The organism is Gordonia oleivorans (genome assembly GCF_040044975.1).
In the GTDB taxonomy this organism is placed as follows: domain Bacteria; phylum Actinomycetota; class Actinomycetes; order Mycobacteriales; family Mycobacteriaceae; genus Gordonia; species Gordonia oleivorans.
Genome location: NZ_JBDZDI010000008.1, coordinates 151,851 through 177,297, shown reverse-complemented (window position 1 = coordinate 177,297; position 25,447 = coordinate 151,851). Strand labels below are relative to the sequence as shown.

The 25,447-nt window shown below is 68.5% G+C and carries 23 protein-coding genes; 10 read left to right on the top strand and 13 right to left on the bottom strand.

All coding sequences use genetic code 11. The features are described from left to right. Positions 1-6: 6 nt before the first annotated feature. Positions 7-489, bottom strand: a complete 483-nt coding sequence (locus ABLE92_RS14560) for a hypothetical protein (protein WP_348805492.1) — start codon at positions 487-489, stop codon at positions 7-9. 78 nt (positions 490-567) lie between these two features. On the opposite strand from ABLE92_RS14560, the gene ABLE92_RS14555 reads away from it, so the two are divergent. Beyond that, complete coding sequence (locus tag ABLE92_RS14555) at positions 568-1,233, top strand: PH domain-containing protein (RefSeq protein ID WP_348805491.1); 666 nt, start codon at positions 568-570, stop codon at positions 1,231-1,233. 29 nt (positions 1,234-1,262) lie between these two features. Here the strand turns inward: ABLE92_RS14555 and ABLE92_RS14550 are convergent, their stop codons facing one another. The 5 genes from ABLE92_RS14550 to ABLE92_RS14530 form a co-directional block, all read right to left on the bottom strand. Then, positions 1,263-1,964, bottom strand: coding sequence for a response regulator (locus ABLE92_RS14550; protein WP_348805490.1), 702 nt, complete (start codon positions 1,962-1,964; stop codon positions 1,263-1,265). 24 nt (positions 1,965-1,988) lie between these two features. Next, complete coding sequence (locus tag ABLE92_RS14545; protein WP_348805489.1) at positions 1,989-3,641, bottom strand: ATP-binding protein; 1,653 nt, start codon at positions 3,639-3,641, stop codon at positions 1,989-1,991. 51 nt (positions 3,642-3,692) lie between these two features. Further along, positions 3,693-6,731, bottom strand: a complete 3,039-nt coding sequence (locus ABLE92_RS14540; RefSeq protein WP_348805518.1) for an MMPL/RND family transporter — start codon at positions 6,729-6,731, stop codon at positions 3,693-3,695. An 86-nt stretch (positions 6,732-6,817) separates the two neighbouring features. Beyond that, positions 6,818-7,456 carry a TetR/AcrR family transcriptional regulator gene (locus ABLE92_RS14535; protein ID WP_348805488.1) on the bottom strand — a complete coding sequence of 213 codons (639 nt, stop codon included), beginning with the start codon at positions 7,454-7,456 and terminating at the stop codon, positions 6,818-6,820. A 39-nt stretch (positions 7,457-7,495) separates the two neighbouring features. Continuing rightward, positions 7,496-9,043, bottom strand: coding sequence for a CitMHS family transporter (locus ABLE92_RS14530; protein ID WP_348805487.1), 1,548 nt, complete (start codon positions 9,041-9,043; stop codon positions 7,496-7,498). Between the two features lie 182 nt (positions 9,044-9,225). Here ABLE92_RS14530 and ABLE92_RS14525 point away from each other — a divergent pair, with 182 nt between their 5' ends. Then, positions 9,226-9,903, top strand: coding sequence for a response regulator transcription factor (locus ABLE92_RS14525; RefSeq protein WP_348805486.1), 678 nt, complete (start codon positions 9,226-9,228; stop codon positions 9,901-9,903). Positions 9,904-9,909: 6 nt separating this feature from the next. Here ABLE92_RS14525 and ABLE92_RS14520 read toward each other — a convergent pair whose 3' ends face one another. Further along, the gene (locus tag ABLE92_RS14520) at positions 9,910-11,355 is read right to left on the bottom strand and encodes a sensor histidine kinase (protein ID WP_348805485.1); all 1,446 of its coding nucleotides are present in this window, start codon (positions 11,353-11,355) and stop codon (positions 9,910-9,912) included. A 93-nt stretch (positions 11,356-11,448) separates the two neighbouring features. Between ABLE92_RS14520 and ABLE92_RS14515 the strand changes: the two genes are divergently transcribed. After that, on the top strand, positions 11,449-12,156 hold the full coding sequence (locus ABLE92_RS14515) for a phosphatase PAP2 family protein (protein WP_348805484.1): 708 nt from the start codon (positions 11,449-11,451) through the stop codon (positions 12,154-12,156). A 36-nt stretch (positions 12,157-12,192) separates the two neighbouring features. Here the strand turns inward: ABLE92_RS14515 and dinB are convergent, their stop codons facing one another. Next, positions 12,193-13,419 (bottom strand): DNA polymerase IV, encoded by a 1,227-nt coding sequence (dinB, locus tag ABLE92_RS14510; protein WP_348805483.1) that lies wholly within the window; start codon positions 13,417-13,419, stop codon positions 12,193-12,195. A gap of 82 nt (positions 13,420-13,501) precedes the next feature. After that, complete coding sequence (locus ABLE92_RS14505) at positions 13,502-14,794, bottom strand: ion channel protein (protein ID WP_348805482.1); 1,293 nt, start codon at positions 14,792-14,794, stop codon at positions 13,502-13,504. A 48-nt stretch (positions 14,795-14,842) separates the two neighbouring features. On the opposite strand from ABLE92_RS14505, the gene ABLE92_RS14500 reads away from it, so the two are divergent. Then, a complete protein-coding gene (locus ABLE92_RS14500; RefSeq protein WP_348805481.1) occupies positions 14,843-16,015 on the top strand; it encodes a MalY/PatB family protein in 1,173 nt (390 codons plus the stop codon). A gap of 73 nt (positions 16,016-16,088) precedes the next feature. Here the strand turns inward: ABLE92_RS14500 and ABLE92_RS14495 are convergent, their stop codons facing one another. Beyond that, entirely contained in the window at positions 16,089-16,715 is a 627-nt protein-coding gene (locus tag ABLE92_RS14495) for a class I SAM-dependent methyltransferase (protein ID WP_348805480.1), read from the bottom strand. Between the two features lie 76 nt (positions 16,716-16,791). Between ABLE92_RS14495 and ABLE92_RS14490 the strand changes: the two genes are divergently transcribed. From ABLE92_RS14490 to ABLE92_RS14480, 3 genes are read left to right on the top strand one after another with little or no spacing between them, the layout of a single operon-like run. Next, a complete protein-coding gene (locus ABLE92_RS14490) occupies positions 16,792-17,574 on the top strand; it encodes an LLM class F420-dependent oxidoreductase (protein WP_348805479.1) in 783 nt (260 codons plus the stop codon). A 60-nt stretch (positions 17,575-17,634) separates the two neighbouring features. Further along, positions 17,635-18,447 (top strand): DUF1295 domain-containing protein, encoded by an 813-nt coding sequence (locus tag ABLE92_RS14485; protein WP_348805478.1) that lies wholly within the window; start codon positions 17,635-17,637, stop codon positions 18,445-18,447. A 39-nt stretch (positions 18,448-18,486) separates the two neighbouring features. Further along, positions 18,487-20,502 (top strand): TPM domain-containing protein, encoded by a 2,016-nt coding sequence (locus ABLE92_RS14480; protein WP_496560803.1) that lies wholly within the window; start codon positions 18,487-18,489, stop codon positions 20,500-20,502. A 75-nt stretch (positions 20,503-20,577) separates the two neighbouring features. Here the strand turns inward: ABLE92_RS14480 and ABLE92_RS14475 are convergent, their stop codons facing one another. Further along, positions 20,578-20,916, bottom strand: coding sequence for a PLD nuclease N-terminal domain-containing protein (locus ABLE92_RS14475; protein ID WP_348805477.1), 339 nt, complete (start codon positions 20,914-20,916; stop codon positions 20,578-20,580). Positions 20,917-20,977: 61 nt separating this feature from the next. Between ABLE92_RS14475 and ABLE92_RS14470 the strand changes: the two genes are divergently transcribed. Beyond that, complete coding sequence (locus ABLE92_RS14470) at positions 20,978-21,445, top strand: MarR family winged helix-turn-helix transcriptional regulator (RefSeq protein ID WP_348805516.1); 468 nt, start codon at positions 20,978-20,980, stop codon at positions 21,443-21,445. Positions 21,446-21,468: 23 nt separating this feature from the next. After that, on the top strand, positions 21,469-22,767 hold the full coding sequence (locus ABLE92_RS14465; protein ID WP_348805476.1) for an MFS transporter: 1,299 nt from the start codon (positions 21,469-21,471) through the stop codon (positions 22,765-22,767). Positions 22,768-22,881: 114 nt separating this feature from the next. Here the strand turns inward: ABLE92_RS14465 and ggh are convergent, their stop codons facing one another. After that, positions 22,882-24,222, bottom strand: coding sequence for a glucosylglycerate hydrolase (gene ggh / locus ABLE92_RS14460; protein ID WP_348805475.1), 1,341 nt, complete (start codon positions 24,220-24,222; stop codon positions 22,882-22,884). Between the two features lie 69 nt (positions 24,223-24,291). Here ggh and ABLE92_RS14455 point away from each other — a divergent pair, with 69 nt between their 5' ends. Beyond that, on the top strand, positions 24,292-24,972 hold the full coding sequence (locus ABLE92_RS14455) for an SDR family oxidoreductase (protein ID WP_348805474.1): 681 nt from the start codon (positions 24,292-24,294) through the stop codon (positions 24,970-24,972). 12 nt (positions 24,973-24,984) lie between these two features. On the opposite strand, the gene ABLE92_RS14450 is transcribed toward ABLE92_RS14455, so the two are convergent. Next, on the bottom strand, positions 24,985-25,380 hold the full coding sequence (locus ABLE92_RS14450; protein ID WP_348805473.1) for a nuclear transport factor 2 family protein: 396 nt from the start codon (positions 25,378-25,380) through the stop codon (positions 24,985-24,987). Positions 25,381-25,447 lie beyond the last annotated feature (67 nt).

The window sequence follows — 25,447 nt, the reverse complement described above, 5'->3', positions numbered from 1 at the left end:
TATCCGTCAGATGTATCCGGCGCTCCACGCGATGAGGGTCTGGCCCGGCCGGCATCCCCGGATGGCGGTGAGGTCGCGATCGGTCTCGGCATGGGTTCCGTTGTCGTAGGTGTCGGTGACGGTGATGCCGACGGGCTCCAGGTCGCCCGCGGCGTCGAACTCGGTGCACGGGTCCGCCGACGCCGCGCAGGTCTCGATCCGACGTCCCTCATGCGGACTCGCGTCCGACAGGTCACGCGCGCCGAGGTAACCGTCGACCTCCCCGTCTGGCACCAGGAACGCCAGCGTCGAGCAGAAGCCCTGCCATTCGAACCAATTGGGGGATGCCACAACGATTTCCGCGTCATCGGGAATCGACACCCGCAGTTCGTGCGCCGCGACGCGCGCCCGGCCGAAGGTCGACACCAGCACACACACGGCGACGATCAGCGTGACCACGACCATCGCCACGAAGGCGATCACGATACTCAGAACCGCTCGGGTGGACATCTGGGCGAGGATATCGAGAGGTCGCGGGGGATGCACGCCCGGCCGGGGTCCGTCGACGTCACGGGATGACATTGCGGGATGACGTTGCGGAATACTGTCGCCGTGATCTGGAAACTCGACGTCCCGGTGCCCTACCCGGCCGTCGGCATCGGGATGGCGCTGGCCGGTGGGCTCGCGCTACTCCTCATCGCGCGGCCGGCGAGGCAGGACACCTCCGCGGCCTTCGACGACGTCTGGACCATGCGAACGCCTCGACGGGCCGTGGTCTCCTACTTCGTGGCGTGCGGCGCGTTCGTCCTCGCCGGGGTGTGGCTGCTCCTGCTGAGCGGCGCCGACGGATTCGCCGACACGACCGCGGGACGCGCCTTCCCGCACACCGCGTTCGTGCTCGGGATTCTCGCGCTGGCGGTGTTCGGGAGCGGCGGTGTCTTCGGCCTGGCGGTGGTGCTGTTCGCGCCGCACCACACGATCGTGGAGGTGATCGTCGATGATGAGCGGTTGACGGTCACCCAGGGTTTTCGCCGGACGGTGTCGGTTCGGTGGGAGGACATCGTCAGCATCCGTCCGACCGGACCGGAACGGCCCGCGGTGGCCAGTGGCGTGACCGTCGTGTACCGCCCGGCGGGTGCCCGCCGACGACGGCGGGGTGCGCAGATCTTTCTTGCCGATGTCGTCACCGGGGTGGAGTCGTCGACGCTTCTCGACATCCTCGAGGTCCGTTGGCGTCCCGACGTTCCCGACTGATCCCGACGTTCCCGACTGATCCCGTCCGATCAGTGGGCCGCGCGTCGATACTCCTGCCGTGGACGACCGGTGCCGCCGTACTGCAGCGTCATCGTCAGCTTCCCGCCCGACACGAGCGTGGCGAGATGCCGGCGGGCGGTCGCCGCGGAGATGCCGATCGCCTCGGCCACGTCGTCGGCGAAGAGTCCGGTGTCCGGCTCGGCGAACAGGGTGAGAATGCGTTGTTCCGTGGGTGATTGGACGGTGCCGCGATCGCTGCGGTGGCCGCCGAATCGCAGCCCCGACAGCGCCGCGTCGACCGCGGATTGATCGACGGTGGCGGCGTCGAGTACCCGTCGATAATGCGCGTACCCGGCCAGGCGCCGTGCCAGTTCGGTGTCGTCGAAGGGCTTGATCAGATACGCCAACGCGCCGGCGCGGGTGGCGGCTCGCACGGCGCGCGCGTCGGTCTCGGCGCCGACGATGAAGCAGTCGCAACGTAATTCGCCGAGAAGGTCGATGCCCGAACCGTCCGGGAGGTAGACGTCGAGCAGGATGAGCTCGATCTCGGGGTGCTCTGTGAGTGCTTGACGGGCGGCCGCCAACGATCCGGCACGCGCCACCACCCGGAAGCCCGCGACGGCGGACACGATCGCCGAATGCAGTGCGGCAACCCGGAAGTCGTCGTCGACGATCAGCACGCCGAACCCGTCCGATGAGGACCGACCGGGTGTATCGGTGTCTGCGTTCACGGTTCTCCCGTCGTCATGGTTCGATCATGGTTCGATCACCCCGGGCAATCGGGCGACGAACACCGCTCCGCGCAGGTCACCGTCGGCACGGCTCTCGCCGTCGGTCCGCCCATGCCCGCCCGCATCGACCAGCGTGACATCACCGCCGATGCGACGGGCGAGTTGCGCAACGATCGCCAGGCCCATCCCGCGGCCGCCCGGGACCGTGGGATCGGTCTTGGTGGTGACACCCTCGAGGAAGACGTCCCCGGGTGTGTCGATGACGATGCCCGGACCCGAATCTGCCACGGTGACAATGAGTTCGGTGCCGTTGGCGAGGATCTCCACCTCGACCTGCGCGTCCGGCCCCCCGGCGGTCGCATCGATGGCGTTGTCGACGAGATTGCCGAGGACCGCGGTCACGGTGACGGCGTCGGTGAGTGTGCCGGTGACCCAGGTCTGGTGCCCGAGCCGCAGGGTCACCCCCCGTTCGCGCGCATGCGCGGCCTTGGCCTCGAGGAAGGCCTGCAGGTGCGGTTCGTCGACGTTGTCCAGGCCGTCGATGGCACCGGCGCCGCCACCGGTCAGCTCGGTGAGGTAGTCGCGCGCCTCCTCGACGTGATCGTGGCGGAGCAACCCGGCGAGGACGTGCAGGCGGTTCGCGGTTTCGTGACGTTGCGCGCGCAGGGCCACGCTCATCGCGTGGACGGCGTCGACCTCCCGGGCCAGATCCTCCACGGTGGTGCGGTCGACGACGGACACGACCATGCCGAGGTCGCGGCCGTCGGCGCAGACGCGGTGGGAGGACACCAGCACGATGCGGTCACCGACGGTCGCCGCAAGCGGTTCGGCGGTCGGGGTGGCCAGAACGCTTCGAACGCGCGCGGTGAGCCCCAGCTCGTCGGCGGGGGTTCCCGGCGGGGCGTCGACCTGCAGCAACTGTCTTGCCTTGTCGTTGGCGACCCGCAGGACGCCGTCGGCGTCGACGGCGAGAACACCGTCGTCCAGGGAGTGCAGCACGGCGCCCTGTTCACGGACGAGCTCGGCCAGATCGTCGGGCTCGAGTCCGAGCGTCAACCGCCGCCAGCGCCGCGCCAGCATCACCGATCCGACGGTGCCGATACCGAGGGCGGCCAATGCGATCAGTCCGGTGGCGACGATGTCGCGGCGGGTGTCGCGCGCGAGTTTCTCGGTGGACACGCCGACGCTGACCAGACCGATGGGCACCTCCGAGGTGCCCGCAGCGGAACCGGTCTGATAGATGGGGACCTTCGCGCGCACCGACTCCCCGAGTGTGCCGCGGTCGGTGGTGATGTCGACCTGCCCGGCCAACGCGGTGCTGGGGTCGGTGGACAGATGCACGCCGACCTCGGAGTCCTGCGGGTGGGCGAGGCGGATGCCGTCGGCGTTGGCGATCACCACGAACAGTGCGCCGGTCTTGGCGGCCACCGCCCGGGCCTGCAGTTGTAGTGGCGCCGCGGCCAATTCCGCCGCGTCGAGGTCGGTGCCCTGATGGGCCGCCACCTCACCGATGACGTCGGGGTCGGTGGCGACCGTCTGCGCGATGGCGAGGGCACGCTGGGCGTACTCGTCGCGGACGCGGTCGTCGGCGCCGTAGATCACCCAACCGAATCCGACGCCGAGGCTGACCGCGATGACGACGAGTTGCAGGAGGAGTACCTGCGTTCGCAGTCGCATACTCCCGAGCCTAGGCGCGTCCCCGCGGGCTCCTGCGCAGGATCGACGGAATCAGTCGCAGAACTCCCGCGGCGGCTTACTCGGCCACCAGTTGGCGCGGCCCAGTCTGGCAGCGATCACCGGAACCACGATGGTGCGCACGATGAACGTGTCCAGGAGTAGTCCGACCCCGATGATGAACCCGGCCTGGACCAACGATGCCACCGATCCCGCCATCAGACCGAACATGCTGCCGGCGAAGATGATTCCGGCCGAGGTGATGACCGATCCGGTGTGGGTGACGGTTCGCAGGACCCCGACCCGGGTACTGGTGGTGGTCTCCTCCCGCAGCCGCGAGACCAGCAGCATGTTGTAGTCGGCACCCACCGCGACCAGCACGATGAACGCCAGCAGCGGCACCGCCCAGTTGATCTGCTCACCGAGAAGATGTTGGAAGAACAGCACGCCCAGTCCGAGTGCGGCGGCGTAGTTGAGGACGACCGTGCCCAGCAGATAGAGCGGTGCCACCACCGCACGCAACAGCAGCATCAGGATGAGGCCCACGATCGCGAGCGTGGCGATGGCCAGCGCCCGGAAGTCGGCGGTGAGCAGCCGCTGCAGATCCGAGTTGATGGCGGGAAAGCCGGCCACGAAGACATCTGCCCCGGCCAGTGTCGTGTTCGGCTGCGCACCCACGGCCACATCGTGCACGGTCGCGGTGAGACGCATCGCGTCGTCGCTGTACGGGTCATGGGCGGTCTGGACGGCGAACCGCACCGTTCTGCCGTCCGGGGAGACGAATTGGCGTGCGACGTCTGCGAACTGGCGGTTGTCGAAGGTGTCGGCGGGCAGGTAGAACCCCGCCGCCGATACCGTGTCGCCGGTCTCGCGCGAGGGTGCTCGCAGTTGGGTGGCCAGTTGCGCCATATCACCGAGCATCTGCAGGTTGGAATCCACCAGGGCATGCACACCGTCCGCGAGCATGCGGGCGCCGTCGGCGAGTTGCCCGACACCCGACCGGAGCTCGGTGAGCCGGCCGGCCAGGTCGTTCGACGACGCCGTGCCCAGAGCGGAGGTCAGGGCGGTGAGGGTGCTCTGCAGTTGGGTGATCATCTCCGTGGTCGGGGTATCCGACGAACCGAGTGTGCCGGCGAGGGCGGTGACATCGGTGAACACACCGGTGCGCTGCGCGGCCACCAGTTCGTGCGCCTGGGTGCGCAGGGCGACGCAGGCGGGCACGCCGTCACACCACGGCGCGTTGTCGATCGCGGGCAGCAGCGGCGACATCGCGGTGATCGCATTGTCGGTGCGTTGTGCCGCGGGCCCCAATCCCGTTGCCGCACGGCCAAGTTGGTCCAGTACGGCGGAGTTCTCGGCGAGGCGGTCGAGCAGCGGCCGGTAGCGGGTGGCCTGCGCACCCGCGCGCTGCGCCTCGGTCAACAGAGAGTCCAGGGGACCGAGGTTGTCGGCGATCTGCGAGTTGAGTTCCGACAGCGCGTCGGCCAGTTGGTCGGCACCGGCGGCGAGCGCCGCCAGATCGCCGCGGCGAGCCTCACCGCCGTTCACCGACTCCTGTACCCGAGCCGCGATGTGGGCGTTCTGCCACGGCAGTTGGGCTTGCTGGAGTCGCTCCCCGGTCGGACGGGTGATTCCGACGACGCGGGTGACACCCGGTATCTGGGCCACGCGCGCGGCCATCTGCTCGAGGTCGGCCAGACCCGCCGCCGTCCGCAGGTCGTCGGGCGACTGCACCACCAGGAATTCGGTGACCACGATGTCCTTGGGGAAGTGGCGGTCGAGCACGGCGTAGCCGAGGTTGCTGTCGGTGTCATCGGGTTGACCGGTGCGGTCGTCGTAGGTCAGCGCCATGGTGGTGGCCGCCGCGCCGGCGCCGAGCAGGATGACCATGCTGATCGCGAACAGCCCGGCGGGACGCCGAATCACCAACACCCCCACCCGATTCCAGTACCGGCGTGTGAGTTCGCGACGGGGCATGCCGATGCCGCGTCGGGCCGCCACCGACAGCACCGGCGGAAGCAGGGTGACGGTGGCGGCGAACCCGACGGCCACCGCGATCGCGCACGCCGGACCCACCGAGGCGAAGGCGCTGAGCCGGGCCATCAGCATCGCGAGAAACGCCAGGGCGACGGTGGCGGCGGAGGCGAGGATCACCCGGCCGATGGAGGCGGTGGCATCGATGATCGCATCATCGGGGTCCATGCCCTGCCGCAGCCGTTCGTGGTAGCGGCTGATGAGAAAGACGGAGTAGTCGACGCCGGCGCCGAGCAGCACCACCGTCATGAACGCGATGGTGAACTGGGACAACGGAAATCCCACCTCACCGAAGGCGGAGAGCAGACCACGACCGACAGCGAGGCTGATGCCGACGACGATCAGCGGCAGCATCGCGGTGAACACCGAACGATAGACGATCAGCAAGATGACCACGATCAGTCCGACGGTGACCAGGGTGATCACATTGAGATCGGCTTCGGCAGTGGTGATCTGGTCGCTGAACGTCGCCGGCGGACCGGTCACGTACACCGAGGTGCCGGTGCCGTCGAAGGCCTCGGAGGCGATGTGGCGCACCGATTCGATGGCCAATGTCGACGTGGTGCCACCGAGGGTGCCGGTGATGCCGATCGGGAGATACCAGGCTCGCGTGTCGTCGCTGACGGCCTGGCGGGCGGTGACGGGATCGGCGAGCAGATCACGCACCGCGAGGACATGTGTGGTGTCGGCGCGGAGGTCGCGCACCATCGCGTCGTACCGGGCGCGGGTGCCCTCGTCGATCCCGGCGGGATTCTCCATGGCGATGACAACGGTGTTGGTGGAACCCTTTTCGTGGAATGCCTCGCCCATCGTGTCGAGGGATTGAAACGATGCGATGTCGCGGGGCAGCGGATCGAGCGATTGATCGCGGACCACCGCTTCCAGTTGCGGGAACGCGACGGCCAGGGCGATCGCCGCCGCGACCCACGCGAGGACCACCAATGCCTTGTGCCGCAACGTGAATCGGGCGAGCCGTTCGAGCGTCACACTGTATTCGCCCCGCTTCTGCGGGCCTTCGGGATCCACGGCAGGCCGTGGACGATTCGTGTCCTCGATCATTGTCACCGCGCACGCTCCCCGTTTCGGTACAGACTGGAGCGAAACGCTACACCATGTGCCAGAAGTCGGGAAGGGCTGCGTGCGGCCTACCCGGATGCGGTGGCGTGGGCCGCGAGGAAATCGTCGACGATCCGCTCCCGGTCGGCCGCGGTCAGCCCGATGGTGCCGGACAGACGGGCGAAGACCAGCGGCCCGCCGAGTTGCAGAATCGCCAGGTCGTGGTCGATCTCGCCGAGTTCGGCGTGCGCGACAGCACTGTCGAAGAACCGGTCGAACGGTGCGCGATACTGGTGGACCACCTTCTCGCGCAGTTCGGCGAGCCGCTTCTCGCGCCCCGACGAGGGTTCGGTTGCGTTGGTGCAGATGGCCAACCACGCCAGGCTCGTGAGGTGGATCGACGACGACTCGATGACCTCGGCGTGCCGATTCATCAGGTCGATGAGGCAGTCCCGGGCCGAGCCGTCGAAATCGTCGGGTTCCACGGCGTCGGGCAGGAGCCGCTCGAAGGCCGCGGCCAGCAGGTCGGTGGTGGTGTCGAAGTGCCGGTACAGGGTGGTACGCGCCACCTTCGACGCCCGGCTCACCGCGTTCGCGGTGACCGCCTCGACTCCCCCGTTGCGCAGCAATGCCACCGCCGCGTCGACCAGTCGGGCACGGGAACGCGCGCGCCGGGGATCGACATCGTCGTCGATCCCCGGCGCGGAGGGCGGATTGCCGGTGGGCATTGGTCAAGGGTAACCGCGAGGTTCACCCATCAGGGGGCTTCAGAAGGGGATCGCGCCGACCAGGCATCCGACCCCGAGCATCACCAGCGAGACCACCGCGGCCCGCCACAGCACCTTCTTGTGGTGATCGCCGAGGCCGACGCCGGCGAGGGCCACCAGCAGCAGGATCGCGGGGACCAGCGGAGACTGCATGTGGAAGGGCTGGCCGGTGATGGAGGCGCGGGCCATTTCGGTGGGGTCGATGCCATAGCGGGTGGCGGTCTCCGACAGCACCGGCAGCACGCCGAAGTAGAAGGCGTCGTTGCTCATCAGGAAGGTCATCGGGATGGACAGGACGCCGATGACCACCGCCATGTGCGGGCCCATCCAACTCGGGATGCCGTCGGCGAGCCAGTGAGCGATGGCGTCGACCATTCCCGTTCCGCTGAACACTCCGGTCAGCACGGCGGCGGCGAGCACCATCGCGACCACCGAGACGATGCTGGAACTGTGCCGGGTGATGGCCTCCTGCTGATCCTTGAGGTGGCCGAAGTTCACCGCGAGCGCCAGGGCGGCAAAGATCATGAACAGCACCGGGATGGCGACGATATCGGCGCCCAGGATCGCCAGCAGTGCGATGGTGAGTCCGGCGTTGACCCAGAAGAGCTTGGGCCGCAGGGTCTTCCGTTGCGGATCGAGGATGCCGGTGAAGCTGGTCTCGCCGTCGGCGTCGGTCTCGTTCGGATCGTAGGCGTGCACCGGGAGGTCGCCGGTGGACGGGGCGTCGGGGGTGGTGTCGCCGGTCGCGCCGGTGCCCGTTGCGCCACTGCCCGTTGCGTCACTGCCCGTTGCGTCACTGCCCGTCACGCCACTGCCCGTGCCCGGGTTGCGGCCACGTCGGAATCCGCCCCGACGCGGGGTGTCGGTACCCGTGCCGCCGCCGGCGAGGACGAGTTCGTCCTGCGGTGCGAGCAGCGACTCCTTGATCTCGATGCGGCCGATGCGGCGCCGTTCGAGAACACCGAGGTGGTAGGCGAAGGCGAGCACCACCAGCATGCCGATGGCCAGGGCCGGGACCATCGGAAGGAAGACGTCGTTGGTATCGATCTTGAGGGCACTCGCGGCGCGGGCGGTCGGGCCACCCCACGGCAGGATGTTCATGGTGCCGTTGGCCAGGCCGGCGACGACGGTGAGGACGACCGGGGAGACACCGAGCTTGAGATAGAGCGGCAGCATCGCGGCGGTGGTGATGATGAACGTCGTCGAACCGTCACCGTCGAGGGACACGATCGCCGCGAGTACCGCGGTACCGACGACGAGTCGTGCCGGATCGTTGCGGACCATCCGGACGATGAAGCGGACGATCGGGTCGAAGAGTCCGACGTCGATCATGACGCCGAAGAAGATGATCGCGAAGAACAGCATCGCCGCGGTCGGGGCGAGATCCTTGATGCCGTCCTTGATCATGTCGCTGATGCCGAGGCCCGCACCGGCGAACAGTCCGAACGCGACCGGCACCAGGATCAGCGCGACGACCGGTGTCGCGCGTTTGGTGATGATGAGGAACATGAAGGTGGCGACCATCGCCAACCCGAGAGCTACCAACATTTGCCTGACTTTCTGCCGAGGTTTCCGACGGTGACGCGAGGCGTGGCGTCGGCTACAGGTGAAGTCTGTGGGTAACTCAGATCACAGTCACCCTTGTGCTCATTACTCGGGTTTTGCGCATTGTGCGCACGCCGCGCCCAGCGGTGCGGAGGCAATCGTGCCGGGACGAGCATGATGGAGGGGTGCGAGTCCTGGTGGTCGACGACGACCGCAATGTGGCAGAGACCCTACGGCGAATGATGCTCGCCGAAGGCTGGGTCGTGGATGTCGCACATGACGGCCGGGCCGGCTTCGAGAAGGCCGTCGGCGGCGGCTTCGATGTGGCGATCCTCGACATCATGATGCCGGGACTCAACGGGTACGAACTGGTCCGGGACCTCCGTGCCGCCGGGATCTGGACGCCGGTGCTGATGCTGACGGCCAAGGACGGCGAATACGACCAGGCCGATGCGTTCGACTTCGGCGCCGATGACTACCTCACCAAGCCGTTCTCGTTCGTGGTGCTCATCGCCCGGTTGCGCGCACTCGCGCGGCGCGGTGCGCCGCAACGTCCCACTGTGCTCACGGCCGGATCGCTGCGGCTCGACCCGGCCGCACACACCGCGTCCCGGTGCGGCGACGACTTGACCTTGACCCCTCGTGAATTCGCCTTGCTCGAATTTCTGATGCAACACAAGGGCGAGGCGGTCACCAAGGCCGAGATCCTGGACTCCGTGTGGGACATCAACTATCGCGGCGACGAGAACGTGGTCGAGGTCTACATCAGTTATCTTCGGCGGCGCATCGACACCCCGTTCGGCTGCAAGGCGATCCAGACGGTGCGAGGCGTCGGATATCGCCTCGCCGCCGACGGCGGGTGAGGGCGGTCAGCTGCGGCCCACTCGACCCGGACGCGGGTGTTCGGAGGCGCCGCCGGAATGCCAGGGTTGTACCGGCAGGATGAAACCGACCGTGGCGCCGCCACCCGGGGTGTCGGCGATCCTGACCTCACCGTCATGTGCGCGGATGATCTCGGAGACGATCGCCAGACCCAGTCCCGATCCACCCCAACGACGTTCACGCGTGTTGTCGAGACGGACGAAACGTTCGGTGACACGGTCCTTGTCGGCATCGGGGATTCCGGGTCCGTTGTCGGCGACGGTGACCGACACCCGGGCACCGTCGTCGCTGAGCGTCATCGCCAGCGTCAGCCGATCCCGGGTGTGGCGGGCGGCGTTGTCGGCCAGGTTGCGCAGTGCCCGAGACAGCTTTTCCGCGTCACCACGCACGCGGACAGCGACGATCCGTGCCTCCACATGATGCCGACCGAGCGCCTCGAGACGATTCACTTCCGCGGTGCAGATCTCGTCGAGGTCGACATCGGTGATGCGCAGCGGAACACCGCTTTCGTCGGCCCGCGCGAGCAGCAACAGATCCGAGACCATCGACTGCAGGCGAAGTGCCTCGGGCAGCAGCACCGAGTCGACCGTCTCGGGATCGAGGGGTTGGTGTTTGCTCCGCGAAAGATCCAACAATCCGACCAGCGTCGTCAGCGGACTGTTCAGTTCGTGTGAGGCGTCATTGACGAAACGCATCTGTTGCGCGCGGGCGGTCTCGATGCGGTCGAGCATGTCGTTCATCGTGGTCGCCAGCGTGGCGATCTCGTCGCCGGTGCCCGGTACCGGAACACGTTGGTGCAGGTCGCCTCCCGAGATCTCCTCGACCTGACCGCGGATCAGGTCCACGGGTTTGAGTGCGCGTCCGACGAAGTAGTACGTCATCAGGGCCATGCCGATCACGATGATCGGGAACACGATGCAGCAGACGACAGCCGCGGTCAGGACCAACCAGTCGATCGGCCGCTCGAGAGCGCCGACCTCGACCGTCACCGGGCCGTCCGGTGTGTCCACCCCCAGCAGCGTCGCCCGGTACTCCGACCCCGACGGGCTCGTCGTGGCGTCGTCGACGGTGATCTCGGATCCGGCATCGACCCCGGGCCCGAGTGGCGTCGTGGAGTGGTTCAGACTCGACACCACCACGGTTCCCTCGGCATCCACGACCTGCACCACGTCGACGTTGCGGACCGGACTCAGAAGTGACTCGTCGAGCCCGGCGATGCCCTGCTCTTGCACCACCTCGGCGATCTCATGCGCCCGCGACTGTGTCGCGGCATCGGCTGCGTGCAGCAGCAGGTGACGCAGCACTAGGACGAGGACGACGGCCGCGATCGTAAGCGCGACGGTGACCAGAGTGGTCGCCACCAGGGTCAATCGGATGCGCACACCGCGAGTGCGTTCGGTCAACCAGGTGGGTACCAGGGATCGCACTCGCACATTCCGACAGTAACGGCCGGTGGTCGACGGTGATGCCGACGTCTCCGTACCGCACTCAGCGTCCACTAAGCGTTGCCGCGCCACGCTGGTCACATGTCCGTGCTCAATGGCCGCCGCGTGTCGGCGGGTGTCCTGCTGTTGCTCGTCTGTCTGGTCGGCCTCGTCCTCGCGTTCCGGAGTGGGCCGATCGGCATCGACCGGGCGGTGATGACCTGGTTCGTCGATCATCGCAGCCACGCTGCGGTGCCGGCGGTGTCCGCGTTCTCCGACCTCTTCGGTCCACTCCTGGTTGCGGTGTGGACGCTGGCGATCGCCGTGCTGTTCTTCCTGCGGGATCGCACCGTCGGCCGTTCGACCGCCATCGTGGCGGGTGTCGCATGTGCGGCGGTGGTGACCGAGGTCGTCAAACTCGTTGTCGCACGACCCCGACCACCGATGATCGACCACGTGGGTATCAGCGAGATGACCTACTCCTACCCTTCCGGCCACGTGACCGGCACCACCGCACTCGCCCTGACGACCGCTGTCGTCGCGACCGCCACCTCCGGCCGCCGCGCGAAGGTGTGGGCGGTGTCGGTGGCTGCTCTCGTCGGTGTCATCGGGGCCGCAACGCGCCTGTACCTCGGCGTCCACTGGTTCTCGGACGTCCTCGCGGCGTTCGCGGTGGCTACCGCGTCCGCGCTGGTGGTGCCCGGGGCGACCGACGCCGCGTTGCGTGAGATCCGCCGACGACTTCCGGCCACCCCGCCCGACTGGCTTGCCCCGGCCACCCGGCAGGCGGTCCCCACCCGAGGGCGCTGACCTGCGTCTGCCGGCGGTGCACGGGAAGCACCTGCCTCAGTCCGGCAGCATGGGCGCGTCGTCGCCGTGATGGCGGCCGAGCAGGACGCCGCGGGTCAGCGCATCACGACCGAATCGATCACGCAGAGCGTCCATGGTGGCGTCGAGGTCGGAGGCGTGGAGTTCACCGGCCGGGACGTCGTCGAACGGGAGGGCCAGTTGCGGGGTGTCGGCGTCGTCGAGGTTGGCGAGACTGACTCCGATCAGGGTGCAGCCGCGCTCGACGATCAGCGGCCGGGCGGCGTCGAAGAGCCCCCGCGCGCAGTCCATCAGCAGGTCGGTGCGGTCGGTGGCCTCGGGCAGGGTGCGCGACCGGGTGACGGCGGTGAAGTCATGGAACCGTAAGCGCAGCACCATGGTCCGGCAGTAGCGGTCGGCGTTGCGCAACCGTTTGCCGAGCCGGTCGACGATGGCGATCAGGGTGGCCTCGATGTCGGCGGCGGATCTGTGCCCACGGCCGAGCGCACGCTGCGAACCGATCGAGCTGCGGCGGCGGCCCGTCTCGACCCGACGCGGATCATGCGCGAGCGACAACGCGAACAGGTGCCGACCGGCACCGCCACCGACGATGCGGCACAACGACTTCTCGCCGATGCGGGCCATGTCGCCGACGGTGGTGATGCCCGCGTCGGCGAGCTTGGCCTCGGTGACCGGGCCGACTCCCCACAGACGCCGGACCGGCAACGGATGCAGGAACTCCAGTTCCCGGCCCGCCTCGACCTCGAGGAGACCGTCCGGCTTGCCGACCGCACTGGCCACCTTCGCGAGAAACTTGCTGCGCGCTACCCCGACGGTGATGGGCAGCCCTACCTCGACGCGAACGCGGGACCTCAGGGCTTCGGCGATCTGAACGGGAGTTCCCGCGGTGCGGCGCAGGCCCGCGACGTCGAGGAAGGCCTCGTCCACGGAGATGCCCTCGACCAGCGGCGTCGTGTCCCGGAAGATCTCGAATACCTCGCGGCTGGCCTGCATGTAGTCGTCGAAGCGGGGCCGCACCACCACCGCGTCGGGACACAAGGCGAGGGCGTCGCGGCCGCCCATCGGGCTCCGGACGCCGCGGGCCTTGGCCTCGTAACTGGCGGCGAGCACCACCCCACCGCCGACGAGCACCGGACGTCCACGCAGCGACGGGTCGTCACGCTGTTCGACCGAGGCGTAGAACGAGTCGAGGTCGGCGTGCAGGATCGATGCGTCCGGTCGGTCGGCGGTGTGGATGCGGCCCATCGTGTCACTCCCGTCGAGTCAACCCTGCATCGGATCGAACAGATAGGCGAATGATACCCGGCGCGTCCGACACGGTGGATGCTCAGCCCGTCGCGGACCGGGCCCGCTCCTCGTCGGTCGTCGCGCGCAATTCGGGAGCGTTGGCCACGACGAGCCACGCGGCGAGCGTCGCGAGGAGCACCGGAACAACCAGATTCCATTGCGGCACCACCGCGAGCGCGATGAACAGGCTCACCCAGCCGTTACGGGTGGCGGCCACCACGATGCCGGCCGTGGCGGCGGCGACGGCGTCGACCAGCGGGATGGACGTCCAGATCGTGTGGATACCGAAACCGAGTGCGACGCCGATGAAGACGGCCGGGAAGATCCGGCCGCCACGGAAACCGGCGGCCGCGGCGATCAGCAGGGCGAGGAGTTTGATACCGGCCATCACGAAGAAGCCCAGGGCGGTCGTCGAGCCGAGTTCCCCGGGTAGTTCCTTGGCCTGATCGAGGCCCTTGAACAGGGTGATCTCGCCGCCGAGTGCGCCGAGTGCGCCCAGCGCGAGTCCGGCGAGCGTCAGCAGCAGCACCGGGTTGGCGATCCGGTGCATCAGTCGGTGCAGCGGGTCGAAGACGAACGCGGCGACCACACCGAGCGCGGCCGCCACGACGGCGACGCCAATGGCGACGAGCACGTCGCGCAGACCGTCGAAGGAGTCGTCGGGCAGGCCGATCGACAGGCTCAGATCGGTGAATCGCAACATCACGAACGATCCGGTGGCGGCGGCCACCAGCGGCAGATACAGCCTGTTCCACAACGGGATACGCGAGTCCCCGGCATTGACCTCGGACAGCATCAGCGCCGCGGCCACCGGGGTACCGAACAGCGCGCCGATGGTGGCCGCGGTGGACAGTCCCAGCCAACGCTCGCCGCCCAGTGCGGGCAGCACCCGGACACCGATGGCGACGATGAGCGCGGCGTTGATCGCCATGATCGGGTTCTCCGGGCCCAGACTGACACCTCCGGCGAGGGTGAGCACCGTGGCGACGGTCAATCCGGGTACCGCGGACGGCGGCAGGGGACGCGACACCAGTTCGACGGTGGCCGGATCCTCGCCGGCGTGGCCGGGTGCGTACCGGATGACCAGGCCGACGAGCAGGCCGGTCGCCGTCAGGATCGTCAGCGTCCACCACCAGGTGTCGGCGGTGGCGCCGACCGTCGACGCGAGGTCGTCCCAGATGAGTCGCTGCAGGAACTCGGCCAGCGCCGAGATGCCCCACAGGCCGAGCGCGCAGACGGCGCCGACGGCGAGGGCCACCGGCGTCAGGGCAAGGAGCCGGCCGACTGGTACCCGCACCGACCCCTCGGTGGATGGCTCTGGCGTTTCACTCACAGAGCGATTGTGGTCGATTGGGTAGACGGGTTGGGTAGACAGGTGGACATGCACCCGCAATCCTCCCGTCCCGTTGCGCCTCCACTGTCCGAGTTGCGACGCCGGACCAGTGCGAAGTGGCGCACCTATCCCGACGACGTGCTGCCGTTGTTCGTCGCGGAGATGGACTACGGACTCGCGCCGGTGGTCGCCGAGGCGATGGTGGATCTGATCCGGACCTCGGATCTGGGCTACGCCGAGTCCGCGGGCCCGGCCGGTCCGGCGTTCGCCGGGTTCGCGCGACGACGATGGGGCTGGGACGTCGCACCCGAGGACGTGCACCCGACCACCGACGTGAGCGTGGTGATCGTCGAAGCCCTGCGGGTGGCGATCACCCCCGGTGACCCGGTGATCATCACGCCGCCGGTGTATCCGCCGTTCTTCGATCTCATTCCCGAGGCCGGCGGGCAGCCGGTGACGGTGCCGCTCGTGCGCGATGACGCCCGGACGACTGGACATCGTCTTGATCTGGACGGGATCTCGGCCGCCTTCGCGGCCGGGGCTCGCGCAATCCTGTTGTGCCATCCGCACAATCCGCTCGGGCTGGTCCACCCGCGCGGCGACCTCGAGGCGCTGGCCGAATTGGCCGCCGAGCACGGGGCGGTGGTGCTCAGCGACGAGATCCACGCGCCGCTGGTGCATCCCGGAACCGAGTTCGTCCCGTTCCTGGCGGTGAGCGACACGGCGCGCGAGGTCGGGATCGCGGCGGAGTCGGCGAGCAAGGCGTTCAATCTCGCCGGTGCGAAATGTGCGCTGACCGTCGTCGGCAGCAACCCGATGCGCGCGCTGATCGACCGGCAACCCGAGGAGGTCGCGTTCCGCACCAGCATCCTCGGGCGGGCCGCGACCGCGGCGGCCTTCGAGCACGGCGACGACTGGCTCGACGCCACCCTCGAGGTGATCGGCGAGAGTTTCGACCTGCTGGATCAGCTTGTCGTGCAACACCTTCCGCAGGTCCGGTGGCGGCGCCCACAAGCGTCATACCTGGCCTGGCTGGACTTCCGAGCCACCGGCCTCGGTGACGATCCCGGCATCCCCATCCTCGACGACGGCCGCGTCGCCCTGCACCGCGGACCCGCATTCGGGTTGCAGGGCAACGGCTTTGCCCGACTCAACGTGGCCTGCTCGGCGGAGGTGCTCACCGAGGCGGTCGAGCGGATCGGGCGGGTGGTGGGCGGGTAGGTGGGCGCTGTCACTGCGTGGGAGAGCGCTGTCAGCGTGGGCGCGAGCGCCGTCAATGAACAAGCGAGCGCCGTCAGCTCCGCTGCGCTCGCAGCACCACGTCGTTGATGTGGTGTCCGCCGCCGGCGGGCCGCCCCCGTTCCCGGGTCTCGTGGGTGTGGATCGTCCAGCCGTCGCCCAACATTTTGGCGATGTCGCCGGGTTGGACGTAGTCGTCCGGGTCGAAGCCGTGGGCTCGCACGCCTTCGGGTGCGTGCGCGACGACGAGCAGCGTCCCACCGGGCCCGACGGCGTCGATCAGCTTGCGTGCGACGTGGACGTCGGTGGCCTTGATCGGGAAGTAGTGTGCGGTCACCAGCCCGAAGTCGCGGCCGGGGACGTCGTCGGCGGTCAGGTCGGCACGGACCCAGGTGATGGCCTCGCGCGGATCGATCTCCCGGGCGCGGTCAATGGCGACCTGGGAGATGTCGAGGGCGATCACCTGCCAACCCTGATCGGCCAGCCAGCGGGCGTCGGCGCCCTCACCCGATCCGACCTCCAGCGCGGTGCCCGGTTCGAGGTCCGAAACCTCTACGGGCAGAGCCGGATTGACGTCAGATGTCCAGAGCTTCCCGGCGTCGCGGTACCGCGCATCCCATTCGTCGGCACTGTGCGGATTCTTGTCCGAATGGACGTCTGTGTGGTGGTTCTCGGTGGTCATGACGCCACTGTGACACGGCGACCGGCCGTCGTCGAGGCTCCTTGCGCGCTCGGCAAGAACGGGCAGACTGGTGCTCATGGCCTTCCCCATTCGTATCGGTGTCCAGATCCAGCCCCAGCACGCCCCCGACTACTCACTCATCCGTGATGCGGTCCTGCGCGCCGAAGACGCCGGCGTCGACGTCGTCTTCAACTGGGATCACTTCTATCCGCTCTACGGCGACCCCGACGGCGCCCACTTCGAATGCTGGACGATGCTCGGCGCGTGGGCCGAGCAGACCGAACGCGTCGAGATCGGCGCCCTGGTGACCTGCAACTCCTACCGCAATCCCGAACTGCTCGCCGACATGGCGCGCACCGTCGACCACATCTCCGGCGGTCGGCTCATCCTCGGTATCGGTGCGGGCTGGTTCCAGAAGGACTACGACGAGTACGGCTACGAATTCGGCACGCCCGGAACTCGACTCGCCGATCTCAGCGAGGCCCTGCCACGCATCGATGCCCGGCTGAAGAAACTCAATCCGGCACCGACCCGCCACATCCCGGTCCTCATCGGGGGTAGCGGCGAGAAGAAGACCCTGCGGTATGTCGCCGAATACGGCGATGCCTGGCACGGCTTCAACGACGTGGAGACCTACCGGCACAAGTCGAAGGTGCTCGCCGAGCATTGCGCCGCGGTGGGCCGCGATCCCGAGGACATCGAGCGGTCGGCCGGGGTCCAGTACAAGGGCGACGTCGACGAACTGCTGCGCAGCGCCGACGCGATCAGCGCCGAGGGCGTGACGTTGCTGACCGTCGGGATCACCGGACCCGACTACGACATGACCCCGCTCGAGGCGCTGTGCCGCTGGCGCGGATGATGACTCACTGAACTCAAGAATCATCAGGGAGCGGGGCCCGCAGAGTCCGAGGAGACGACGATGTCGGCGATCTGGGTGGTGGCGATCATCGCGGCCGCGGTCTGCGTGTGTTGCTGGGTGGCGTCGCTGATCACCGGCGACACGTCCTGGGTCGACCGCATCTGGTCGGTCGTGCCGGTCGTCTACCTGTGGGTGTTCTGCGGTGCCGCCGGATTCGACGACCCGCGCCTGCTGGTGATGGCGATCCTGGTGACCCTGTGGGGTGCGCGGTTGACGTTCAACTTCGCGCGCCGCGGCGGGTACTCGGGCATGGAGGACTACCGCTGGCAGATCCTGCGGTCCAAGATGAGCGGCCCGCAGTTCGGGCTGTTCAACCTGTTCTTCATCGTCATCTACCAGAATCTGCTGCTGGTGCTGATCACGCTGCCGGCCAACACCGCCCTGCATCACCAGGGCGGTTTCGGTGTGCTCGACGTCGTCCTGGCGATGCTGTTCCTGGCCTTCCTGGCCGGCGAGACCGTCGCCGACCAGCAGCAGTGGGCGTTCCACGCCCGCAAGGCCGCGGACGTCGCGGCGGGTCGGGAGCCGGCCTCGCGGTTCGTGCGCACCGGGCTGTTCCGCTACTGCCGGCATCCGAACTACTTCTGCGAGCAGGCGCAGTGGTGGGTGATCTATGCGTTCGGGGCGTCGGCGGCGGGTTCGGTACTGCAACCGAGCATCGTCGGCGCGGTGCTGCTGACCGTGTTGTTCATCGGATCGACGAGGTTCACCGAGTCGATCACCGTGTCCAAGTACCCGGAGTACGCCGACTACCAGCGCAGCACCTCCGGATACTTTCCGCTGCCACCGCGCAGACACACGCAGGTTGCCTGACCCACCGATCCGGTCGGGGGTAGTGACTATCTTGTTCCCATGGGTTGCGCACGAGTGTCCGGACCTGTCCGTGCCGCGCTGACTGTGGTGGTGAGCGCTGCCGCGTTGCTGCTGTGCCTGCTCACCGCCGGTTTCGCGGCCGCCGAACCGCCGTCCCGGCTTCCCGAGCCGGTGTCCGACCCGGCCGACGTGCTCACCGAATCCCAACGCGCCGAGGTCGAGCGGGCCGTCGACGAACTCTCCGACAAGCACAACGTGCAGCTGTGGGTGGTCTACGTGAAGACCTTCGACGGTCTGGACACCACCACCTGGGCGCAGCAGACGATCGCGCTCAGCGAGCTCGGCAATCAGGATCTGCTGCTCGCGGTTGCGACCGATGACCGCGCCTACCGGTTCACGGTTCCCGACAACGCATCGACCACCGATCTGACCAACGAGGATCTGGCGTCGATCGCGCAGGACGACATCGTCCCCGCGCTGCGCCGGCAGGACTGGGCCGGGGCGGCCATCGGCGCGGCCAACGGCGTCAGTTCGACCCTCGATCCGTCCTATACCGGCTACCTGGTGGCCGGCGGGGTCGGCGCGGTCGCGGTGGTCGGCGGCGGTGGTGCGTGGGCCTACTCGCGGCGCCGCAAGCGCCAACAGGTCGAGGCCGGCGTGGAGGCCGTCAGGGATCAGGAACTGACCGCCGATCAGCTGGCGGCGCAGCCGCTGGAGGTGCTCGATCCGTGGTCGCGGGAGGTGCTCACCGACACCGACAACGCGATCCGCACCAGCGACGAGGAACTCCGGCTGGCGGTCGGCGAGTTCGGCGAGGGGCAGACGGCGCCGTTCCGGTCGGCGGTCGACGCCGCCAAGGCGGCGCTCGCGTCGTCGTTCGCGCTGCGGCAACGTCTCGACGACAACATCCCCGAGACCCCCGACGAACAGCGCTCGATGCTGGTGCAGATCATCACCACCTGCACCGACGCCGACCGCGCCCTCGACGAGCAGGTCGCCGCGTTCGACGAGATGCGCAATCTGCTGATCAACGCGCCGGCGCGGTTCGACGAGCTCACCCGCCGGGTCGTCGACCTGCATACCCGGGCCGATGCGTCCGAGCAGCAGTTGAGCGGACTCGTCGCCCGGCACGGTGAGCAGACGTGCACCTCGATCCTGCAGAACGTGGTGCTCGCGCGGCAGGAGATCGAGTTCGCCGAGCGCAGCGCCGATCAGGGCCGGTCGGCCATCGCCCGCCCGGCCGGTGAACAGGGACCGGCCGTCGCCGACATCCGCGCCGCCGAGGGCGCGATCGCCCAGGCCGACAAACTCCTCGACGCCATCGACAACGCCGAGGGCAACATCGCCGCCGCGCACAGCCGGATGGGTTCGCTGATCGCCGAGGTGGAGGGCGAGATCGCGGAGGCCGCCGCGCTGACCGCCGACGGCGGGCCCGGCCTGGCGACCGCGGTGACGGCGGCGTCGACGGCATTGTCAGATGCGAAGACCCGGTCGGACAGTGATCTGCTCGGCACCTTCACCGCCCTCGTCGACGCCGACGCCGACCTCGATGACGCACTGGAAGCGGCGCGTGGCGCGGCCGCCGAACGCACCCGCCGCGCCGAAGTGCTGTCGGCGGCACTGACCGCCGCCGAGGCCAAGGTGTCGGCGGCGCGGGACTTCATCGGCACCCGGCGCGGTGCCGTGCAGTCGGTGGCACGCACCCGGCTGTCGGAATCCGAACGGCTCCTGCAGGCCGCCCGCGACGCGTCGGCCACCGATCCGTTCACCGCGACCGACTCGGCGCGACGGGCCGGTGCCCTCGCCGATCAGGCTCTGATGGCGGCCCAGGGCGACGTCGTCAGCTGGCAGCAGGGTCAGCAGCGATCGTCCGGGTCGTCGGCCGCGGGGGCAGTGCTCGGCGGCATCCTCGTGGACAGCTTCCTGCGTGGCAGCATGCGCGGCGGCGGTTTCGGGGGTGGATTCGGCGGCGGCTACACCAGCGGAGGTCGCAGTCCCGGGTCGTTCGGCGGGTCGTCGAGCTCGGGTCGGATCGGGGTCGGCGGGCGGTTCTGATTGTCCGGTTCTCGGGCGGTGCCCGCAGCCGTCCCTACTGCCACGCCCGAGTTCGCGTCGGGCTACGTCGTCGGGCTACGTCGCGAAGTCCGGGGACGACGATGCGGGGTCGGCATCGGCGGGCGGACCATCATCGGCACCGGAAGCCGGTTCGGATCGGAGCTTGGGCGGTGCACTGGGCACCGGCGTGGCCTGCTGCCGTCCCCACATGAAGTAGGCGATCGGGCCGAGGAAGTTGACGAAGCCGGCGGCGACCCACGCCCCCTTGGGTCCGCGCACCAGGTAGTCGGGCCGTAACCACAGGTCGCGCATCGCGGCCACCTGCAGGGCGATCTGTGCTGTCGCGCCACCGATGATCAGCGCTCGCGAACGGGTGGACAGTTCGGTGAACCGCTTCTTTCGGCGTCGCGTCATATATGTCACAGTAGTCCCGACTTTTACTTCGAGTCTCTAAGTATTAGAGTTACGAAGTGTGATGGCGACCAAGGACGACAACGTGGCAGTGGCTCGGCGGCTGCGGCCCGCGGTCACCCGGCTGTATCTGATGATGCGTCGCCACACCCCGATCCCCGAGTACACCGCGGCACAGGCATCCGGCATGGCCACCCTGCTCGACCACGGGCCGATGCGGATGGGCGAGTTCGCCGACCGCGAATCGATCCGGATGCCGACCGCCACCAGCCTCATCGACGGACTCATCCGCGACGGGCTGGTGCAACGCGAACGCGATCCGGCCGACCGCCGTGCGGTTCTGGTGTCGGTGACCGATCACGGTCATGCGGTCCTCGACCGGGTTCGGGCCCAACGCGATGACGCCCTGGCCGTCGCCATCGCAGCGCTCTCCGACGACGACCGCGCCGCGCTGGCCGCCGCCGCACCGGCCCTGCAGGCCCTCCACGAATCACTCGAGGGTGCTGTGCAATCGAAAAACGTCCACCGATAGACACACCGTCAGCGAGGAGAACAATGACCACCACCTCGACGACGCCGGCCCAGAGTTCCGACGCCGCAACACCTTCCGATCAGCCCCACGACGAGCACTCGCTGCTCGCGACCTTTGCCCGGCAACCGAGAACCGTCTGGGTGACCGCCTTCGCCGCGGTCATCGCCTTCATGGGCATCGGCTTGGTCGACCCGATCCTCAACAGCATCGCCGAGGCACTCAACGCCCCGCCGGACAAGCTGACCCTGCTGTTCGGTGTCTACGTCGGGGTGCAGTGCGTGGCCATGCTGATCACCGGATGGTCGGCGTATCGGTTCGGCCCGAAGCGAACCCTGACCGTCGGACTGTCACTGATTGTCGTCGCCGCGGGAATCTCGGCCTTTGCCAACGGAATCGACCAGCTGATCGCCTACCGCGTCATCTGGGGATTGGGTAATGCGCTGTTCATCGCGACCGCGCTGGCCTTCATCGTCAGCTCCGCCAAGGGCAGTCAGCACGGCGCGATCATGCTCTACGAGGCGGCACTCGGCGTCGGCCTGGCCGTCGGCCCGCTATTGGGTGCGATCCTCGGCTCGTGGACCTGGCGTGCACCTTTCGGCGGTACCGCCATCCTGATGCTGATCGGCGCCGTCCTGTGCGCAGTGATGTTGCCCGCCGACGGCCCGCGCACCGAACGCCAGCCCGTGCGGATCATCGATCCGCTCAAGGCACTACGCAACCGCACACTGCTGATCACCTCGATCGGTTCGGCCTTCTACACCGGTGCCCTGTTCACCGTCATCGCGTGGGCCCCGATCGCCATGGGGCTCAAGCCGATCTGGGCCGGACTCATCTTCTTCGGCTGGGGTCTGCTGACCGCGCTGGCCGGTGTGTTCGTGGCTCCTCGCCTCGCCGAGAAGATCGGCCAGCGCGGTGGTGTGATGACGGCGATCGCCACCTACGCCGTCGTCATGGCCCTGGCCGGCATCGGCACCTTTGCCGGCCAGGTGTGGCTGATCGGTCTGGCCGTCGTCCTCTCCGGTATCCCGTCGGGCGTGCTCAACACGCTGTTCACCGGCGTCGCCATGTCCTCGGGTGACGCGAGCACCCCGCGGTCGGTGTCGAGTGCCGGCTACTCGTTCCTGCGCTGGGCCGGCGCCGCGGTCGCCGCGGTGCTCGTCGCCCATCTGGCCGAATGGTTCTCGTCGGTGGCCGCTCCGTGGTGGTTCGCCGCCGGATACTGCGTCATCGCCGTCATCGCGGTGAGTTTCGTGACCACCAAGGCCGCCGAATCGCATGACGTCGACGAGGATGCCGCGTTGATCGGGGCCGAGGAGTACTGAGGCCTTCGCACCGCCCGGCAACGGCATGTTCGCGGCGAGAATGCTGTTGGCACAAGAGGTCTCGAGGCTCGTCGCTAGCGCTCCTCGACACCTCGACCAGCGGCTGGGGGTGGTTCAGTCCAGCCAGTCCAGCACCGACGCCGCGGTCCAGCTCTGCTGCATACTGCCGAGCGGTTCCCCGGTGAACGGTTCGTAGTACTCGGCGAACGCCCCGTCGGTGGCCTGCCGCAACCCCTCGTCGCGCAGTCGGGCCGAGCGTTCCGGCCAGCCGCGCCGCGCGAACGCCCAACTGAACAGCCACGTCATCACCGGCCACACCGGGCCACGCCAGTACTCCCGCGGCCGGAAGTCGTTGGAGATCGGCGACGTCGACGGCGGTACGGCGTAGCGCAGGTCGGGGTGACCGCAGAACCGAGGGCCGTCGAACAGGCGCATCAGCGCGCGTTCGGAATCTCGGGACAGCCCACCGCACAGCAACGGCGCGAACTGCGCGATCGTCTCGGTGGTGATCCACCTGTTCGCGCGGAGATCGAAATCCCGTGCCGCACCGTTTCTCTCGTTGGAGGCCGCGACCACGCCGGCCCGGAACCGATCCGCCCAGGCCCGCAGATCGCGGACATCGGCGCGGGGCTTCGAGTAGTCCTCGCCGATCGTCGCGAGGACGTCACAGGCGAGCGCGAAGATCGCGCTGACGAAGACGTCCTCGACGGCGAAGCTCATCACCTTGGGGAGCAGAGCGTCGTCGTAGTTGGCGCGCTTCATCTCCTCGACGAGCCAGATGTAGCGGTCGTACTCGAGATCGGTTGGCCGCATCGACAGGTCGGTGACGTGGTCGAGGTCGGCGCGCTGGAACGGTGGGAGGTCGTCACCCGGCGTGACGCCCGCGTAGGGCTTGTCCCAGCGCGGGGAGTTGTCCATCCCTGATTCCCACCCGTGATAGATGGTGATGCGGCCCCGGCCGTTGGGGTCCCGGGCGTGCGCGAGCCACCGATGCCACCGCACCAGCGAACCCCACCGGCGGTCGATGAACTCGTTGGCCACCTGACGGGTGGTGCGCCCATGACGTCGCGAGTGATCGAGGATGCGCTGCACCGCGATCGCGTGCACCGGCGGCTGGGTGATGCCGGAGGTGTCGGGGTAATCCGGCGAGCAGTCGGCCAGCCGCGCGCACTCCCACCGGCGTGGACCCGGGAAGTAGCCGTCGCGACCGTTGGCGAACACGATGTGCGGGATCATCCCGTTGGTCCACTGCGCCGAGAGCAGCGTGTCCATCTCGATGACGGCGCGCTCCACCGACAACGGGGCCAACCCGACCGTGACGAACGCCGCATCCCAGCTCCACATATGCGGGTAGAGCCGGGGTGCGGCACTGGTCATCGTGCCCAGGTCGTTGCCCCGCAGCAGATACGCGGCACGCGCCGCGAGCTGCGTCGGGGTGAATCCATAGCGCGCCACGCGTCGATTCTGCCCCGCGGACCCCGATGCCGCCGGGCGAGCGCAGTCGCGCGCTCTAGGCTCGACCCCATGCCCACCGCACTGATCACCGGCGCGAGCCGCGGACTCGGCGCCGAGATCGCCCGGCAACTCGCCCCCACCCACGACCTGCTGCTCGGCGGCCGACCGTCGGCCGAGCTGGATACCTTGACCACGCAGCTCGACGGCGCCTCGACCTTTCCGGTGGAGCTGACCGACCACGACGCCGTCGAGGCCGCCGCGGAGGCCATCACCTCCCTCGACGTGCTGGTGCACAACGCCGGGGTGGGCAGCAGCCTGTCACCGGTCGGCGGGACACCCGCCGACGAGTGGCGTCACGTCCTCGAGGTGAACCTGATCGCCGCGGCCGAGCTCACCCGGCTGCTGCTCCCGGCACTGCGAGCGGCGGGCGGGCACGTCGTCTTCATCAACTCCGGTGCCGGTCAACGCGCCAATCCCGGGTGGGCGCCGTACGCGGCGAGCAAGTTCGGGCTGCGCGCGCTGGCCGACGCCCTGCGGGCCGAGGAACCGGACCTGCGAGTCACCTCGGTGTTCCCCGGCCGCATCGACACCGACATGCAACGCGACCTCATCGCCATCGAGGGCAAGGAGTACGACGCGTCGCAGTTCCTCGCCCCGACGACGGTGGCCGCGGCCGTGGTGATGGCGATCCACACGCCTGCCGACGCCCACCCCACCGAGATCGTGCTGCGGCCGACCGGACGTCGGTGACGCTTCAGGGCGTCACAACTGGACCAGGTCGGAGGCCTGCCACACCGCACGCATCGAGGTGATCTTGCCGTCGGCGTCGAACACCATGATGTCGACCGGGGTGATCTCGAAGCGCATCCCGGAGGTGCCGGTGACCAGGGTGAACTCGAAGACCGCGGTGTCGCCGGCGGTCTTCTTCCACTTCAGGGTCGCGGTGCGCTCGTCCATGCCGGTGATCACCGAGTAGAACTCCACCAGTTGCTCGCGGGTGGTGCGGATGTCGGCGCCGATCGGATCCTCGACCGTGGCGCCGGCGGCGTACAGATCGGCGATCTGTTCGGCGGTGCCACTGGTGAGGTACTCGATGTAGTTCTCGACGACGGCGTTCATCTTGTCGCTGAGTTCGGCGGTGTCCTGCTCGACGGTCATGGGTGCCCTTCCGGTGAAACGAGAACGTGTTCTAGTTTCACGGTAGCAGTCGCGCACCACGTCATGC